At 35.3% G+C, this 14,275-nt stretch carries 14 protein-coding genes and 1 pseudogene; 5 read left to right on the top strand and 10 right to left on the bottom strand.

Annotated elements, in window-relative coordinates; translation table 11 throughout:
- Positions 1-145: 145 nt before the first annotated feature.
- Positions 146-1,041 (top strand): annotated as a pseudogene (locus tag OPR17_RS06765) (IS982 family transposase).
- 145 nt (positions 1,042-1,186) lie between these two features.
- Positions 1,187-1,789 carry a GTPase Era family protein gene (locus tag OPR17_RS06760; RefSeq protein WP_265021609.1) on the top strand — a complete coding sequence of 201 codons (603 nt, stop codon included), beginning with the start codon at positions 1,187-1,189 and terminating at the stop codon, positions 1,787-1,789.
- A 130-nt stretch (positions 1,790-1,919) separates the two neighbouring features.
- On the opposite strand, the gene OPR17_RS06755 is transcribed toward OPR17_RS06760, so the two are convergent.
- From OPR17_RS06755 to OPR17_RS06735, 5 genes are all read right to left on the bottom strand, one after another.
- A complete protein-coding gene (locus OPR17_RS06755) occupies positions 1,920-2,516 on the bottom strand; it encodes a TIGR02217 family protein (RefSeq protein ID WP_138265061.1) in 597 nt (198 codons plus the stop codon).
- A 53-nt stretch (positions 2,517-2,569) separates the two neighbouring features.
- A complete protein-coding gene (locus OPR17_RS06750; RefSeq protein WP_265021608.1) occupies positions 2,570-2,815 on the bottom strand; it encodes a hypothetical protein in 246 nt (81 codons plus the stop codon).
- Positions 2,816-2,849: 34 nt separating this feature from the next.
- Complete coding sequence (locus OPR17_RS06745) at positions 2,850-3,785, bottom strand: OTU domain-containing protein (protein WP_265021607.1); 936 nt, start codon at positions 3,783-3,785, stop codon at positions 2,850-2,852.
- Between the two features lie 4 nt (positions 3,786-3,789).
- A complete protein-coding gene (locus OPR17_RS06740) occupies positions 3,790-3,945 on the bottom strand; it encodes a hypothetical protein (protein WP_265021606.1) in 156 nt (51 codons plus the stop codon).
- Between the two features lie 219 nt (positions 3,946-4,164).
- Positions 4,165-4,923, bottom strand: coding sequence for a DsbA family protein (locus OPR17_RS06735; protein WP_265021605.1), 759 nt, complete (start codon positions 4,921-4,923; stop codon positions 4,165-4,167).
- Between the two features lie 334 nt (positions 4,924-5,257).
- Between OPR17_RS06735 and OPR17_RS06730 the strand changes: the two genes are divergently transcribed.
- The 3 genes from OPR17_RS06730 to OPR17_RS06720 all read left to right on the top strand — a co-directional run bounded on the left by OPR17_RS06730 (position 5,258) and on the right by OPR17_RS06720 (position 8,066).
- Positions 5,258-5,410, top strand: a complete 153-nt coding sequence (locus tag OPR17_RS06730; RefSeq protein ID WP_265021604.1) for a hypothetical protein — start codon at positions 5,258-5,260, stop codon at positions 5,408-5,410.
- 10 nt (positions 5,411-5,420) lie between these two features.
- Complete coding sequence (locus OPR17_RS06725) at positions 5,421-6,500, top strand: Fic family protein (protein WP_265021603.1); 1,080 nt, start codon at positions 5,421-5,423, stop codon at positions 6,498-6,500.
- A gap of 87 nt (positions 6,501-6,587) precedes the next feature.
- Positions 6,588-8,066, top strand: coding sequence for a UbiD family decarboxylase (locus OPR17_RS06720; protein WP_265021602.1), 1,479 nt, complete (start codon positions 6,588-6,590; stop codon positions 8,064-8,066).
- Positions 8,067-8,169: 103 nt separating this feature from the next.
- Here OPR17_RS06720 and OPR17_RS06715 read toward each other — a convergent pair whose 3' ends face one another.
- The 5 genes from OPR17_RS06715 to nusA form a co-directional block, all read right to left on the bottom strand.
- On the bottom strand, positions 8,170-8,346 hold the full coding sequence (locus OPR17_RS06715) for a hypothetical protein (RefSeq protein WP_265021601.1): 177 nt from the start codon (positions 8,344-8,346) through the stop codon (positions 8,170-8,172).
- A gap of 656 nt (positions 8,347-9,002) precedes the next feature.
- Positions 9,003-9,860 (bottom strand): 4-hydroxybenzoate octaprenyltransferase, encoded by an 858-nt coding sequence (gene ubiA / locus OPR17_RS06710; protein ID WP_265021600.1) that lies wholly within the window; start codon positions 9,858-9,860, stop codon positions 9,003-9,005.
- A gap of 3 nt (positions 9,861-9,863) precedes the next feature.
- On the bottom strand, positions 9,864-10,262 hold the full coding sequence (locus OPR17_RS06705) for a ribosome-binding factor A (RefSeq protein ID WP_006279769.1): 399 nt from the start codon (positions 10,260-10,262) through the stop codon (positions 9,864-9,866).
- A 9-nt stretch (positions 10,263-10,271) separates the two neighbouring features.
- Positions 10,272-12,596: a translation initiation factor IF-2 gene (gene infB, locus OPR17_RS06700; protein WP_265021599.1), complete on the bottom strand. Its 2,325-nt coding sequence runs from the start codon at positions 12,594-12,596 to the stop codon at positions 10,272-10,274.
- 9 nt (positions 12,597-12,605) lie between these two features.
- On the bottom strand, positions 12,606-14,168 hold the full coding sequence (nusA, locus tag OPR17_RS06695) for a transcription termination factor NusA (RefSeq protein ID WP_265021598.1): 1,563 nt from the start codon (positions 14,166-14,168) through the stop codon (positions 12,606-12,608).
- Positions 14,169-14,275 lie beyond the last annotated feature (107 nt).

Here is a 14,275-nt window from a genome sequence, read left to right as displayed (position 1 = left end):
ATTTGCAGCGTAAGTTAGTTGCAATTAAAAGCAGCTTGATCTTGCTTGTCAAGCGTTTAAAACGCGAATTCTGGATTAAAGGAGAATAGAAAAGGCAGAAAACAGGGTAAACTCAGCAATTATAAAAAAATAGATGAGGTTACCCATGGAAGATATAACAAAACTGTTTTGTTTGGTCGATGATTTTTGCAGAGATATAGAGAAAATTTTGCAGGCAAACTACTGCCAAATGGTAAAAAACCCACAAGAACAACGGAAATTGAGCACTCTGAAATCATGACAATAATCCTGCTATATCAACAATCTCCGTGTAAAAATTTCAAAACTTTCTATCTACATTACCTAACGTTGCTCTACAAATCAGAGTTTCCAAAGTTGCCTTCATATACCAGGTTTGTTGCTCTAAAGCCTAGGGTTTTGTGGCATTTAGCAATGTTGTTGCATTGGCTTTGTGGACAGTCAGAAAACACTGGAATTTCATATATAGACACAACTCCCATTGCAGTTTGTCATGCAAAAAGAATATCCAAAAACAAAGTTTTTGCTGGAATTGCAAAATTAAGCAAGAGTACTTACGGCTGGTTTTTTGGTTTCAAATTACATATGGTAATCAATGAAAATGGTGAAATTCATGCACTTACGCTAACAAAAGGCAATGTTGATGATAGGATACCTGTGCCAAATTTGACGGAAAAATTAACCGGCCTTTTGTTTGGTGACAAAGGTTATATTGCAAAAGAGCTTTTTCAGAAGCTGTTTGACCGAGGTTTGAAACTTGTTACCAAGGTGAAAAAAGGTATGAAAAATACATTAATTTCGCTAAATGAGAAGATTTTACTGAGAAAAAGGTCTATCATTGAGACTGTTTTTGGTTACCTAAAAAATAGACTAGAAATTGAACACACTCGCCATAGATCCCCTGTTGATTTCTTGGTTCATATCTTTTCTACTCTCATCTCCTATTCCATCAAATCCAAAAAGCCTTCTATTTCCTATACTTCCTTCCTTAATCCAGAATTCGCGTTTAATAGGGCAAACTAGTCTACGCAGCAATAGCAAAGCTGAGATCATAAAGTTAAATAGAAACGAAAAGGCTTTCATAGATGAGGATAAAAAGTCTATCGAATTAGCTGAGGCCATTTTTGAAAAGAATAATATGTTTCGTTTCCGCAAATCAGGTCCTGCTATGGATTACATTTTGCACAAATTAATAAATGATAGGAAGCTTTTCGAGGAAATGAAAGATAGAGGTACAAGTATAATACGTCTTTTTTCTTTGTTATCAATGTATCATGGTCGTCTCAATTGCTGTGTTATAAGAAAAGGAGGGTGTATTACTGAGTGTGGCATACTTGATTACGCTGGCACCTATCCAGAACTAGTGCCTTTAGAGGACTTTATACTTATTGAGCCTTCCTCGTACCTCGAGTACATTGTGTTTGACAATGAGAATATCAGAAATAGGTTAGCTGAAGACTTAACTGAAGATAAAACAAAATTAGATATCTTTTTGAATGGAATTTTAGCAACAAAGAATTCGGATTTAGTATTATCTTGTATTAACAAGATAGAGGTTCTTAATGAGGGAGATAGATATTTTGTTAATCTCTTACAGAAAAACGGCGTGCTAGACTACATCTTAAACAAAGATGATACAACACTTGCAAAATCAATTCTAAAGGAGTTGTTGAAGCTTTCTATTTTGCAGGAAGAAAAAAGCACTGAGTTAGAATCTCCCCAAACTTCAAGTGTAAATGTTAGCAAAGCTCAGCAACATTGTAGTATATAGCTGGTGATAAAGTTTAAAATAATTGCATATACTGAGGCTCATTTAGGTATAGAGCCTCAGTGGTGCTTAATTTTTCAATTTATGGTAGACTAGTAGCCCTACTATGATGTGGATCTATGCTCGCTTATAACTAAAATTTCACTTCCACCAAGGGGATATTATTCCAGCTATTGCTTCCATAGTCATCAATCGAAGCGTTTAAGTAATCTGTATCAAAGCGTACGGGCACATCAAATTCGAAGCTCGCAGTGATTATCGCATCTTTTACTGGTGGCTTCATAAATGTTATTTCTCCCGTTGAATAATTTACTGAATATTCACTCTCTTCTTTACCATTTAAATAAATCTTTACTGTTCCATGTACTGGCTTTTTGATCATGCGTATATGCTTATCTTCCCCACTTACATAAGTTTTGATTAGCTGAAAAGTCGTTTTTTTGTTATCTCCTATACCAATCTCTTGATTAATGGCTATAAAATCCGACCAATCCTTAAAACGAAACCCTATTGCTTTACCTTTTCGTGCATGAAAAAATGTTATTAATTCTAGTAGCTGCTCGTTTGATCTGACCCCGTAAGCTATGTTGTATCTAGTGCGTGCATGAGACCAATTGATGTTGCGCTGTTCACAACCATTGTGAGTTGTTACAACGTCAGTAGAAAATTCCGGTCCTCCAGTGGAACCATAAGATATATTTTCTGGAAATCTAATTTCTGTGAATGACATATACCCTCCTGTAGAAATAAAGTTGAGTTGATGTAGATAAAGTAGGAAAAATCTTAAACTTTTGAAATTGCTTTATTAATAAGATCGTGCATTTTTAATCCTGTTTCTTCTAGAAAAGTAAGGGTACTATTTTCTTCTAACTCACTCTTCAGTTCATTAATGTTCTTATGACTCTGCGTTAATTGATATACACAAACACATGCAACGACTAAAGCAATTCCAGCAAGGAATGCTAAAGGAATTGATTGAGTAAAAGCAGCAGCTATAGCAGATGGTGTGAATACTATAGCAGCTATCACAGCAACTGTGCCATAAATAGCCTCTTTCCTGTAACTATTGATTAATTTTTTTTTGTACTCCTTTTTGTTGTGTTTTTTGTTCTTGCCGATGAGAGGCAGGGATTCCTTTATTCGTATAAACCGGTGCACTAGTGCTGGTATTAATTATTTCTTGTTGTACTTCTTTCTCTGATTGATCAGAAGTAGGAATTCCTCTATCCGTATGATCTTGTAAAACCGGTGGATTAATCCCACTAGTACTGGTATTAATTCTTTCTTGTCGTGTTTTTTGCTCTGGTTGATGAGAAGAAAGACTTGCTTTATCCGCATAAACCGGCGCACTAGTGCTGATATTAATTATTTCTTGTTGTACTTCTTTCTCTGATTGATCAGAAGTAGGAACTCTTTTATCTGTGCCAAGAATTTCTTCATTAGAAACTGGTTGACTTTTTGTTATATCCTCAGAGATTCTACTAAGAAGTGGCACAAAATGCCTCATGTAATTTACTACTCCTACAGTTTTTTTGCTATTATCTATCTTTAACTGATCGAGATTCTCGTCTTCTATAAAAACTTTAGGATCATCATTATTCGCTGTAATTTTAGTAACTGTAACTTTTTGACCGTACTTCTCTATTGAATAAATACAAAGCTCCACTTCGTACTTATCACATATCATTCTACCTTCAATCTCTGGGCGACCCCATATAGGTGCTTCAGTTTCTGTATGTGTATTAGTAATACACTCTAAATATTTGTTAAAAGTCTTCTCTTCATCTATCATATTTATTTTAGTTTTTGGATCTTGTATAGGACCATATGGGCCTTCTAGCTCAACAGAGTAACCACCAATACCAGCATCTTTTATTACTGCTTTATAAACCCAAAAATCTGATCTTTTATTTGCTTTAGCATAATCTGCACAATCTTCCCTTAATGATTTTGCGGTAAAACGATTACCAGGTTTTAACTCATTCAATCCTTGAGCCACGGAGTCAAAAAAAGCAATCTCCTGTCTTTATAGCAATTCCTATGTTTAGATTTTTGGGACAAGCATTTTTTAAATTATCCAATAAATCACTTGATTTTTTCTTTTCTTTGATTTGTCGAAAAAGAGCAATTGATTCTCTTTCATAATTATACTCTTTCATATTGTAACTCCAGAATGGTAATTATATATTAAGTTTAACACTTTTTAATGGATTAGTCAATCTTTGCAGGCTAAGGTTACGCTTGACTATAGGCACCACCTACTTTTCTTGAGTTACTGCGTAGCTCCTACATGCCGCTACTTATCACATTTATAATTACTATACTCAGGTTCATTTGAGTTGTCAAGCAAAAAAATAAAATTTTATGGCAAATTGAAACTAGCCTTGCTTGCGACTTAATTCATCTACTTTTTTGCGTAGTACATTCAAATCAGTTGCTCCTACGAACAGGCTATCTCCTATTATTAAAGAAGGTGTACCACCTACTCCCAAATTTCCTACTAGGAGCCTACTGTTGTTTATCATTTGCTCAATTTTGTCTGCATTATTTTTCATGGAACTATTAAAATCATCCTCATCAATCCCTATGCTTTTCACTATATCCAATATGCTTTCGTCTGAAAATTCTCCTTTGTGACTTAAAGCAGCATGGTGAAAATCGAAATATTTTTCTTTATCGAGAAAATAGACAGCTAAAGCACTTTTTGCTGCCTTTAAAGAAGCGTTACCAAGTATTGGAGCATCCCTAAAGATATACTTAATTTTACCGTCGTTAATTAACTGCTTTATATCATTCTTTATAGCTTTGCAATGTCCACAAGAATAATCAAAGAAGCCTGCAGCTACAACACTACTATTTTCATTTCCTGAGTAAGGATAAGCGGAGTCAAATATTTCATTTTTGTACTGTAAAATTTTACCTTTGGTCGCGTTATCTCGAGCAGCGTAACTACTTTTAATCGACTCCTCTTTGAGAGTTTTTACGATCTTATCAAAATTCCTGCTTATATAATTATCTAATTTCTCACCTATATAATCATCGCTTAGCATTTGGCTGCGATTTGAAAGCCAATTGTTTATTACTGGTAAACTTGCTACTGCCAGTATAAGGATCAATAAAAACGATATTCTAGACATACAATTTATTTAAAAACCTACAACATAAAACTTTTAGTACACATTTATCTGTATATTAAAAGAAGCATCTAATATTAATATATAAAAACATTCATAGCAAGTATATTTATAGCCAATTTTACCTCAAATACAAACTTTATATACAATAAAACTCAAGCACATTACCACAAAGTTCATCAGAAGACTTGGTGATGCAAGTGACAAAACTACCTCCAGAATAGCCAATTATGAGATGCTCTATCTTTTACCGCCGCGCTGTAAATACGGTGGTAAAACAAAGTTGATAATTTTATTCCGCTGTGTATAATTTCAACAAACTCCGCGGAATAAACATATGAGTGAACCAATAATTGGCAGAGAAAAAGAAATAGCTATTCTACAAGACAAACTTCTTTCTCAATCAGCCGAATTTATTGCTGTTTATGGTTGGTGTTGTGTGAATGTTGCATTATCTGCATTTTATCAGCATAATATAGAAGTAATGTAATGCAGATATTATGCCGATGCCAAATTATACGATTACCTCCAAAACCGCTAATTGCCTTATGAGGATTGAAGCAGCAAAAGAAAAAGTATTACATTTGCCACTCACTGTATCGATGCTCTCGTCCCTTCGTGAAACTGCACGGCTTTATACCACACACTATTCTACTATGATTGAAGGAAATCGACTTGAGCCTAAACAGATTGAAGAGGTTTTAAGTGGTAAAAGCCACTTTCCAAAATATAGGAGAGATGAAAATGAGGTTAAAGGATATTATGCAGCTTTAACCCAAGTTGAACAATGGACAGCAAGGGGAATACTTATTACTGAGAAAGCCATTCAAACGCTTCATGCTCTAGTAATGGCAAGTGGAAAATCTAAAGTGAAGCCAACCTCTTATCGTGATGGTCAAAACGTTATTCGTGATAGCCGTACACGTGCAATAATTTATATGCCACCTGAAGCAAAGGATGTACCAAAGCTCATGAGCCGTATGATTGATTGGATTCGTGACAGTGAGCAAGTACCTTGCCCAATTATTGCAGGTATTGCGCATTATCAATTTGTAACAATTCACCCTTACTATGACGGTAATGGTCGTACTGCAAGATTGTTGACTACATTAATTTTACACCTTGGTGGATATGACCTAAAAGGACTTTATTCATTGGAAGAATATTATGCTAAGAATCTAGGAGCGTATTATGAAGCAATCAGTATAGGTCCATCGCACAACTATTACATGGGACGAGCTGAAGCAGATATCACTAAGTGGGTGGAGTATTTCGTAGAAGGTATGGCAAATTCATTTGAAAACGTTTTACAACGTATAAATAAAGAAGAATACCACACTGATCAGACTGATCTTATACGTAAGCTTGATCCTAAACAACGCAAAGCTCTTGAGCTCTTCCAGGAGTTTTCCGCTATTACAGCTAGTCAGGTTGGCGAACTATTTAATTTTAAGCCTCGTACTAGTGCGCAACTTTGTAAAAAGTGGGTGGAAATGGGGTTTATCGAGATTGTAGATTTTTCCAATAGAGGAAGGAAATACAAACTTAGTAAGCAATATGAAGATTTGATCTCAAATTAACTGAAAGCTCGCTAGACAGTGCATAGGTCAAATTTCAATAAAGTGCTTGAAAGCTAAATGTAAACTTAAAATTTTAAAAACTGGAATATGTACAACAACTTACACGACTTCATCAAAGCCTTAGAAGAAAAAAAAGATCTGATTAGGATTAAGGAGAAAGTTTCAACAGTTCTTGAAATGACAGAAATTCACCGTAGGGTTTTGTCAAACAAAGGGCCAGCGATCATTTTTGAAAATGTTGTCACAGAAAATGGTAAAAATTCGATTCCTGTTTTGGTGAATTTATTTGGTACTATTAAGAGGATTGCATTGGGGTTGAACATAAATCCTGATGAACTAAGAGATCTTGGTAAACTTTTAGCATTTTTGCAATCACCTGAGCCGCCAAAAAACTTTAAGGATGCTATAAAAATGTTTCCTTTGTTGAAAGTCGTGTTATCGATGCGAAGTAAAGTCGTGAGCAAGGCTCCATGTCAAGAGGTAGTGCTAACCGGAGATGAAGTGGACCTAAGTCTACTGCCCATTCAAACATGCTGGCCAAATGAACCTGCACCACTTATCACCTGGCCGATTGTGGTAACAAAAGGACCCACGAAAGAAAAGCAAGATAATTTTAATCTTGGAATATATCGTATGCAGGTTATAGATAAAAAAACAACACTAATGCGTTGGCTTGCACACAGAGGTGGCGCAACTCACCATAAGCGTTGGAAGGAAGAAGGCAGAGATATGAAATTTCCCGCTGCTGCTGTGATCGGTAGTGATCCTGTAACGATTATTGCTGCGGTAACTCCAGTGCCAGAAACATTGTCAGAATACCAATTTGCTGGACTGCTGCGAAAGAAGCCGCTTGAGCTTGTAAATTGTAAGACTATTCCACTTCAAGTGCCAGCTCACGCGGAAATCGTTCTGGAAGGCTATGTGAGCCTCAATAGATATCAAGATGAAGGACCATATGGAGACCACACTGGTTACTATAATTCTGTTGAGCAATTTCCTGAATTTAATATTACTGCAATTACTATGCGCAAAAATCCAATTTATCTCAGCACTTTCACTGGCAAGCCACCTGATGAACCGTCGATTCTTGGTGAAGCACTCAATGAAATTTTCGTGCCCATTCTTATTAATCAATTTCCAGAGATAGTGGATTTTTATCTGCCGCCGGAAGGTTGCTCATATAGAATAGCGGTAGTGTCGATAAAAAAATCCTATCCAGGGCAGGCAAAAAGAATTGTTATGGGCATACTTTCTGTTCTAAAGCAGTTTTTATACACGAAGTTTATTATCGTTGTTGATGATGGTATAAATGTACGTGATTGGAAGGAAGTGATGTGGGCAATGTCAACGAGGATGGACCCTGTGCGTGACACAATCATGATAGAAAATGCACCTATTGATTATTTAGACTTTGCTTCCCCTGAAAGTGGACTTGGAGGTAAAATGGGATTTGATGCGACAAACAAAATTCCGCCTGAAACCAAACGAGAGTGGGGAAAGAAAATTGAGATGAGTGAGGAAATAGTAAGAAAAGTCACGGAGAAGTGGGAGGAATATATGGACTAGACTTCTTGCATAAAAGCAGAAAAAAGTTTGGCGTTTTTTATAATGCTGTAATTAGCATTAACTGATAATTGTGATTTAAGTCCGTCACAGTGTCCTTTTTTTGTCATCCTAGCGTGTGACACTTTATGATGGTGTCATGCAAGTAGCTTGACACTGGTTCCCATCCAAGACGGCAGTGCCCTCTTCTTGTCATCCCAGCACCTTCTTCTGTCATCCAAGTAACTGACACTGGTTCCTTTATGACGGTAGTGCCCAGAGGTGTCATCCCAGTGTCAAGCACTGGGATCCAGACTTTCCGTAAAAACGTTATATTTTAACATAACACTTTATATGCTCACCAACTTAATGCTAATCAAAATCCTGGATCCCAGTGTCTGGGCACTGGGATGACAAAGGAGGGCAGTGTCAAGCACTACCCTTCACGGGCTCTTAAATTGCTTTAGCTACAAACATTAAAAATTTACCAAATGAAAAAAAAGGCAAAAGAAGCCCTAGTCACTGTCTATTTTCAGTATTGGCGTTTTTTAAGTCTTAAACACTGCAATTTAGCTGCTTTTTAATGCAACTCACCTTAGTTTAAATGTTTAAGAAATTTACTAAGCAGAAAAAAGGCAAAAGAAACTCCGTGTTAGCTAGTTGTCACTCTCTAATCCTGCAAATTGGCGTACTATACTGTCTTAACCGACTTATAAGCGCGTTTCAGCTTGTGTAGGTAAAAACCTAGAAATATTGTGAAGACATAAGGTGCACATAGTGCAAAAAATTAAAAATAAGACGCCAACCACGTTGTTTTCTTGCTGTTTAATCTGCACAGATGAAGATAACTGAATACCTTCAGTTTCATGATAAGAGGGCTGGCGAAGGGTGTCAAGCAAGTTTTTCGTTTCTGCGAGTACCTGAGTTTATTGACTTCATTAGAGCCAAAACTCTTGAGACCTAGGTGATAATTCTATCTAAAAGGATACCAAAAAAGAGAAGCAACCCTACGTAGGAATTATTTTTAAATATGGACATGCATTGACTGGGATCGTCAGGATTGAAATTTTTGTATTGGCGGTGAAATATGAACCCTACAGCAAGTAGAGCAATATAAAAAATGTTATTTAATGATGATAAGATACCAGCATATAGCCACGTCATAAGAGATATTAAATAAAATCTTTTCAACCAAGATTTTGTTGTATCACCAAAATATAATGCGGTAGATTTCATTCCGAGTTTTTCATCATCTTTTTTATCTTGATGAGCGTATATGGTGTCATAGCTAAGTGTCCAGAAGACGCATCCTATATAAAACAGCAAGGATTCTATACTGATCTGGTTTGTTATTGCTGCTGAGCCCATGAGCGATCCCATATTGAAGGTAAACCCTAAGAACAATTGTGGCCACCAAACATACCGCTTTAATAAAGGGTAAGTAGCTATCATACACATTGAGATTATTCCAAGTATAAGTGTAGTTTTATTAGTTAATAATAAGATTACCAGGGCAATAGACAGTAACAGTGAAAGTAAAGCCAAAGCCTGCTTTATGTTTAATGCACCACTTGCAAGTGGCCTATATTTTGTTCGTTCAACGTGCGCATCTATTTTTCTATCGAAGATATCATTGATTATGCACCCTGCGGGTCTCATTAAAAATGCACCTATAGTAAACAAAACAAGGAGAAAAAGAGCCTGATATGATAGAGAAGTTGGGGCTAAAAGAATACCGCTCAAACTGGGAAATAGCACAAGCCACAAACCTGTTAAACTGTGCAACCTCATTAATGAAAAGTAATGGTTGAAATACATTAATTAAGTGTGATTATGTAATATTTTGCTTACATTAACAAAATTATCGAACGCTAAATCAGGCTTGAAAACTAACTCAGGTATAAATCGCAAATCAACATAACACAATATAGATTTACGTATTGACCATGCAGACTGGTTCATTTCATTAACAACAGTGTTAATATCACAATTATTCTCAGAAGGATCTCCAGTGCGTCTTTTTTCTGGATCTAAGTAGTCAGCTACTTGAATATTCAATGAAGATAACACAATATATACATCTGCTTTTTTCAAATCTTTACTTAATTTTACGTCAGATACCGCTACATTTTTATTGAACACCTTACCTTCCATTAGGACTCTTGATATTGCTCTATGCAATACCGATGCTATTTTTAGGTTTCTAATTTCCTTTTTCATATCCAGCTACTATAATACCCTTTCTTCTTGCACTAATTGATAAGCTTCTAAAATATCTCCAACTTTAATATCGATATTACCCTCTAGTGATACTCCGCATTCAAAGTTTACACCTACTTCTTTAACATCATCTTTAAATCTACGTAGTGCTTTTAACTTTCCTTCATGCACCAATTTGCCACCACGCATTACCTTAATTAAAGAATCTTTTCTTATGACTCCATCACTTACGTAACATCCAATGATATTACCAGCTTTAGATACGTTAAATATTTGCCTCACAGATGCAAAGCCAACACGAACCTCTCGTGTAACAGGCTTTAACATTTTAGTTAAATACATTCTCATGTCGTCAATGAGCTCGTATATTATGTTATAAGTATGTATTTCTACACCTTTTTGTTTTGCCAAGTCCCTTATTTTTGAATCCACTTTTACATTAAAAGCTAAAATTACTGCACTTGATGCTTCTGCAAGCAGTACATCTGAATCTGTTATCCCTCCTACTGCTTTGTGTAGGATATTTAATTTCACTTGGTCTTTACCGAGTTTATCAATTGAACTTGATATTGCTTCAATAGAACCAGTTACATCGCACTTTAAAACTACAGATAGTTCTTCTGTTTCGCTGTTATTACGACTGAATATATCTAAATTATTGTCGCCCAAATCTTCTTTCTTTTTCTTGATTAACTCTAGCCTGTATTCAACAATTTCACGCGCCTGCTTTTCAGAATTTATAACAACAAATTTATCTCCAGCATTTGGCACACCATTTAGACCAGTAATTTCAATTGGAGCGGAGGGTAGTGCTGCTTTTTCTCTTTGACCGAGGTGATTAACCATGCTACGTACTTTGCTGTATGTTGTACCAACTACCAATATATCACCAACCTTTAACGTTCCTTCCTCAACTATCAATGTGGCTGATATTCCTTTCGCTTTATCTATTTTGGATTCTATTACCCATCCAAGTGCTCGACAATCTTCTATTGCTTCTAGCTTCATTAATTCAGCGATTAACAAAATCGCCTCTTCTAGTTTATCTAAATTAGTTTTCTTTTTTGCTGATACTGGCATAATCATAACATCACCACCAAGCTCTTCAGGAATGAGATCATATTGAGGCAAACTATTAATTATTTTTTCTACATCACCAGGCTCAGATTTATCAATTTTATTAATAGCAACTATAATAGAAACATTTGCTGCTTTTGCATGATTTATTGCTTCAACTGTTTGTTTCATGATTCCATCGTCAGCTGCAACTACTATTACAACTATATTAGTAATATTGGCACCACGTGCACGCATCGCAGTGAACGCTTCATGTCCTGGTGTATCAATAAAGGTAATTTTTTGCTTATCTTTTGTCGTTATTTGATAAGCACCTATGTGTTGAGTTATGCCACCTGACTCTCTTTCTGCAACATTAGATTCACGAAATGCATCGAGCAATGAGGTTTTACCATGATCGACGTGTCCCATAAAAGTGACGATTGGTGGTTTAGGTTTTTTAGGCAGGCTTTCTCTGCCTTCTATAAAAAATAAATCTTTTTCTCTGTTGGTATCGCTCACTCGTTTAGCCGTATGATTAAATTTTTCCACTATTTCACATGCTATATCTGGATCCACCAGATCATCTACTCTATAACTCTCACCGACTTCTTCTTTGAACATTTTTAGCACACTCTTGCTATCTTCTGCCATGCGAATAGATAACTCCCTGATAGTTATTTTGTCTGGTATAATAACTTCTCTTGATATATTTTTACCCTTAGTAAACTTTGACTTTCTACCTTTTATACCAAATCTTTGCTTAAATACAGGGGGTTGTTCAGTTTTTTCATCTATTGCCTGTGCAATTACCAGTTTAGAATGCTTAGAATATATATCTTTGTTGACTTTAAAAGACTTTTTATCGTTGTCCTCATGGTCAATACTATCTTCTTTTGGTTCAACTAAGTGGGTATTACTTAAAACTTGCTTATTTATTTCCTTAGATAAAGCGTCCGCTTCATTTTTCTCGTCAATCTCTTTATTGCTGTCTTCTTTTGCTGTTTTCTCTTTTTCTTCTCTCTGATTTCTTTCTTTCAGCAAAGCAGCATTCTGCACAGCATTAATGCGAAAAATTTGTTCTTTCTCTGTTAAAGAACATAATTTACTCTCGTCAAATAAATTATGTTCTTCTGCATCATGAGATTTTTTTCTTCTTTTTTTTACTACTGTAGCTCCAGTACTTGGGCTAGCTGAAGAGTTTAAATTGAGGTCTAATTTAAGCTTGCTTAAACCTTGGAGCGTTAATTTTTTATCACTGATATCTTCATTATTCATATTATTTTATTATATTAATCCAAGCTTTTTACGTGCTTCTATGATTATTGAATCTACTGTATCTTTTAGATCTTCTTTGCTATCGGATGAGGAAGAGAGTATGCTGCAAAACTCATAACTTGATAAATCTGCTATGTCCTCTAAAGTCTTAATATTATGCTTACTAAGAGCAATTTTATTGTCTATTGATAAAGTTAAATTGATTACATCATCCTCCATACCTAAACTTTTTAGCTCTTCTATTTTTCTATCATTTTCTGCTTTCAGGTACTTATTTGCTCTATTGTGAAGTTCGTTTGCAATATCTTCATTAAAGCCCTCTATTGAAGCAAGCTCTTTAATTGAAGCGCTAGATATGTCTTCTACACTTGAAAAACCTTCTGTTACCAATAGCTGACCCATAATCTCTTCTAAGTTTAAAGCTTCAGCAAATAAAGCTGAACATTGACTAAGTTCTTTACTTCGCCTTTCTGATTCTTGCTGAGTGCTTAATATCTCAATTTTCCATCCAACAAGCTCTGAAGCTAATCTTACATTCTGGCCCTTTTTTCCTATCGCTAAACTCAATTGATCTTCAGCAACTATTAACTCTATGCAATTTTCATTTTCATCAATAATAACCTTCGATACTTCTGCAGGAGTAATGGCTTTAATAACAAATTGACCCAAATCTGAGGAGTAATTTATAACGTCAATTTTTTCACCATTTAATTCGTGTATAATAGTTTTTATTCTATCTCCCTTAACTCCAACACAAGCACCTACTGGATCAATGTTCTTGTCGGGAGAGAAAACGGCAACCTTAGACCTTGAACCAGCATCTCTAGCTATACCTTTAATTGTCACTAATCCGTCAGCAATTTCTGGTATTTCTTGATTTAATAATGCCTCCAAAAAGCCTTCATGAGTCCTAGAAAGAATAATTTGACGTCCATCATCAGAGCGCTTAACAGTCTGTATGTAAGCTTTAACCTTATCACCTTCACGAAATGATTCACCACCAGTTAAATTTCGCAATGGAAGATATGCCCTAGTGCCATTTATGTCTATAATAAGATCTGAATATTCTACTTGTTTAACAATACCATACCTTATTTCTCCCACTTTATCTTTAAACTCCTCATATTGCTTTTTTGACTCTTCATCTTTAATTACTTGAGCAATCTTTTGCTGGGCAATTCTTGCTGAAGCAAGATCAGTGTTAAGAGAGAGCAATTCACTAACAGTATCTCCAACTTTTGCATCTCCTTTTATTAATTTAGCTTGTGTAAGCGTAATTGATTCACACTCAGTATTCTCTTTTTCATTTGATTCATCATCAATAACTTTTAGTTTTCTATATGAAGTAACTTTGCCTGTGTTTCTATCTATATCAACTACAATTTTACTTTTGCTACCATATTTTTGATGAGCCACTGCTTCTATAGCACTTTCTAGTGCCTTTATTACAACATCAAAATCTAAACCTTTTTGAAGTGAAAGCTCTCCTGCTGTTTTTATTACATCAAGGCTTCCAACTATGTTATTCTTGTTACTTTTCTGCTTAACACTGCTTTTACGATTAGCAATCATAATAAATAAATCCAATGTAATTAGTTATAATTATAGCTCCAACGGGCAAAGAACACTATCTTAAATGTTAAATGATTGCTAATTTAAGTCAAGTTTTTTCATGTTTT

The sequence above is a fragment of the Wolbachia endosymbiont (group A) of Icerya purchasi genome (assembly GCF_947251635.1).
Lineage (GTDB): Bacteria > Pseudomonadota > Alphaproteobacteria > Rickettsiales > Anaplasmataceae > Wolbachia > Wolbachia pipientis.
This window is presented reverse-complemented; position numbering and strand designations above follow the sequence as displayed.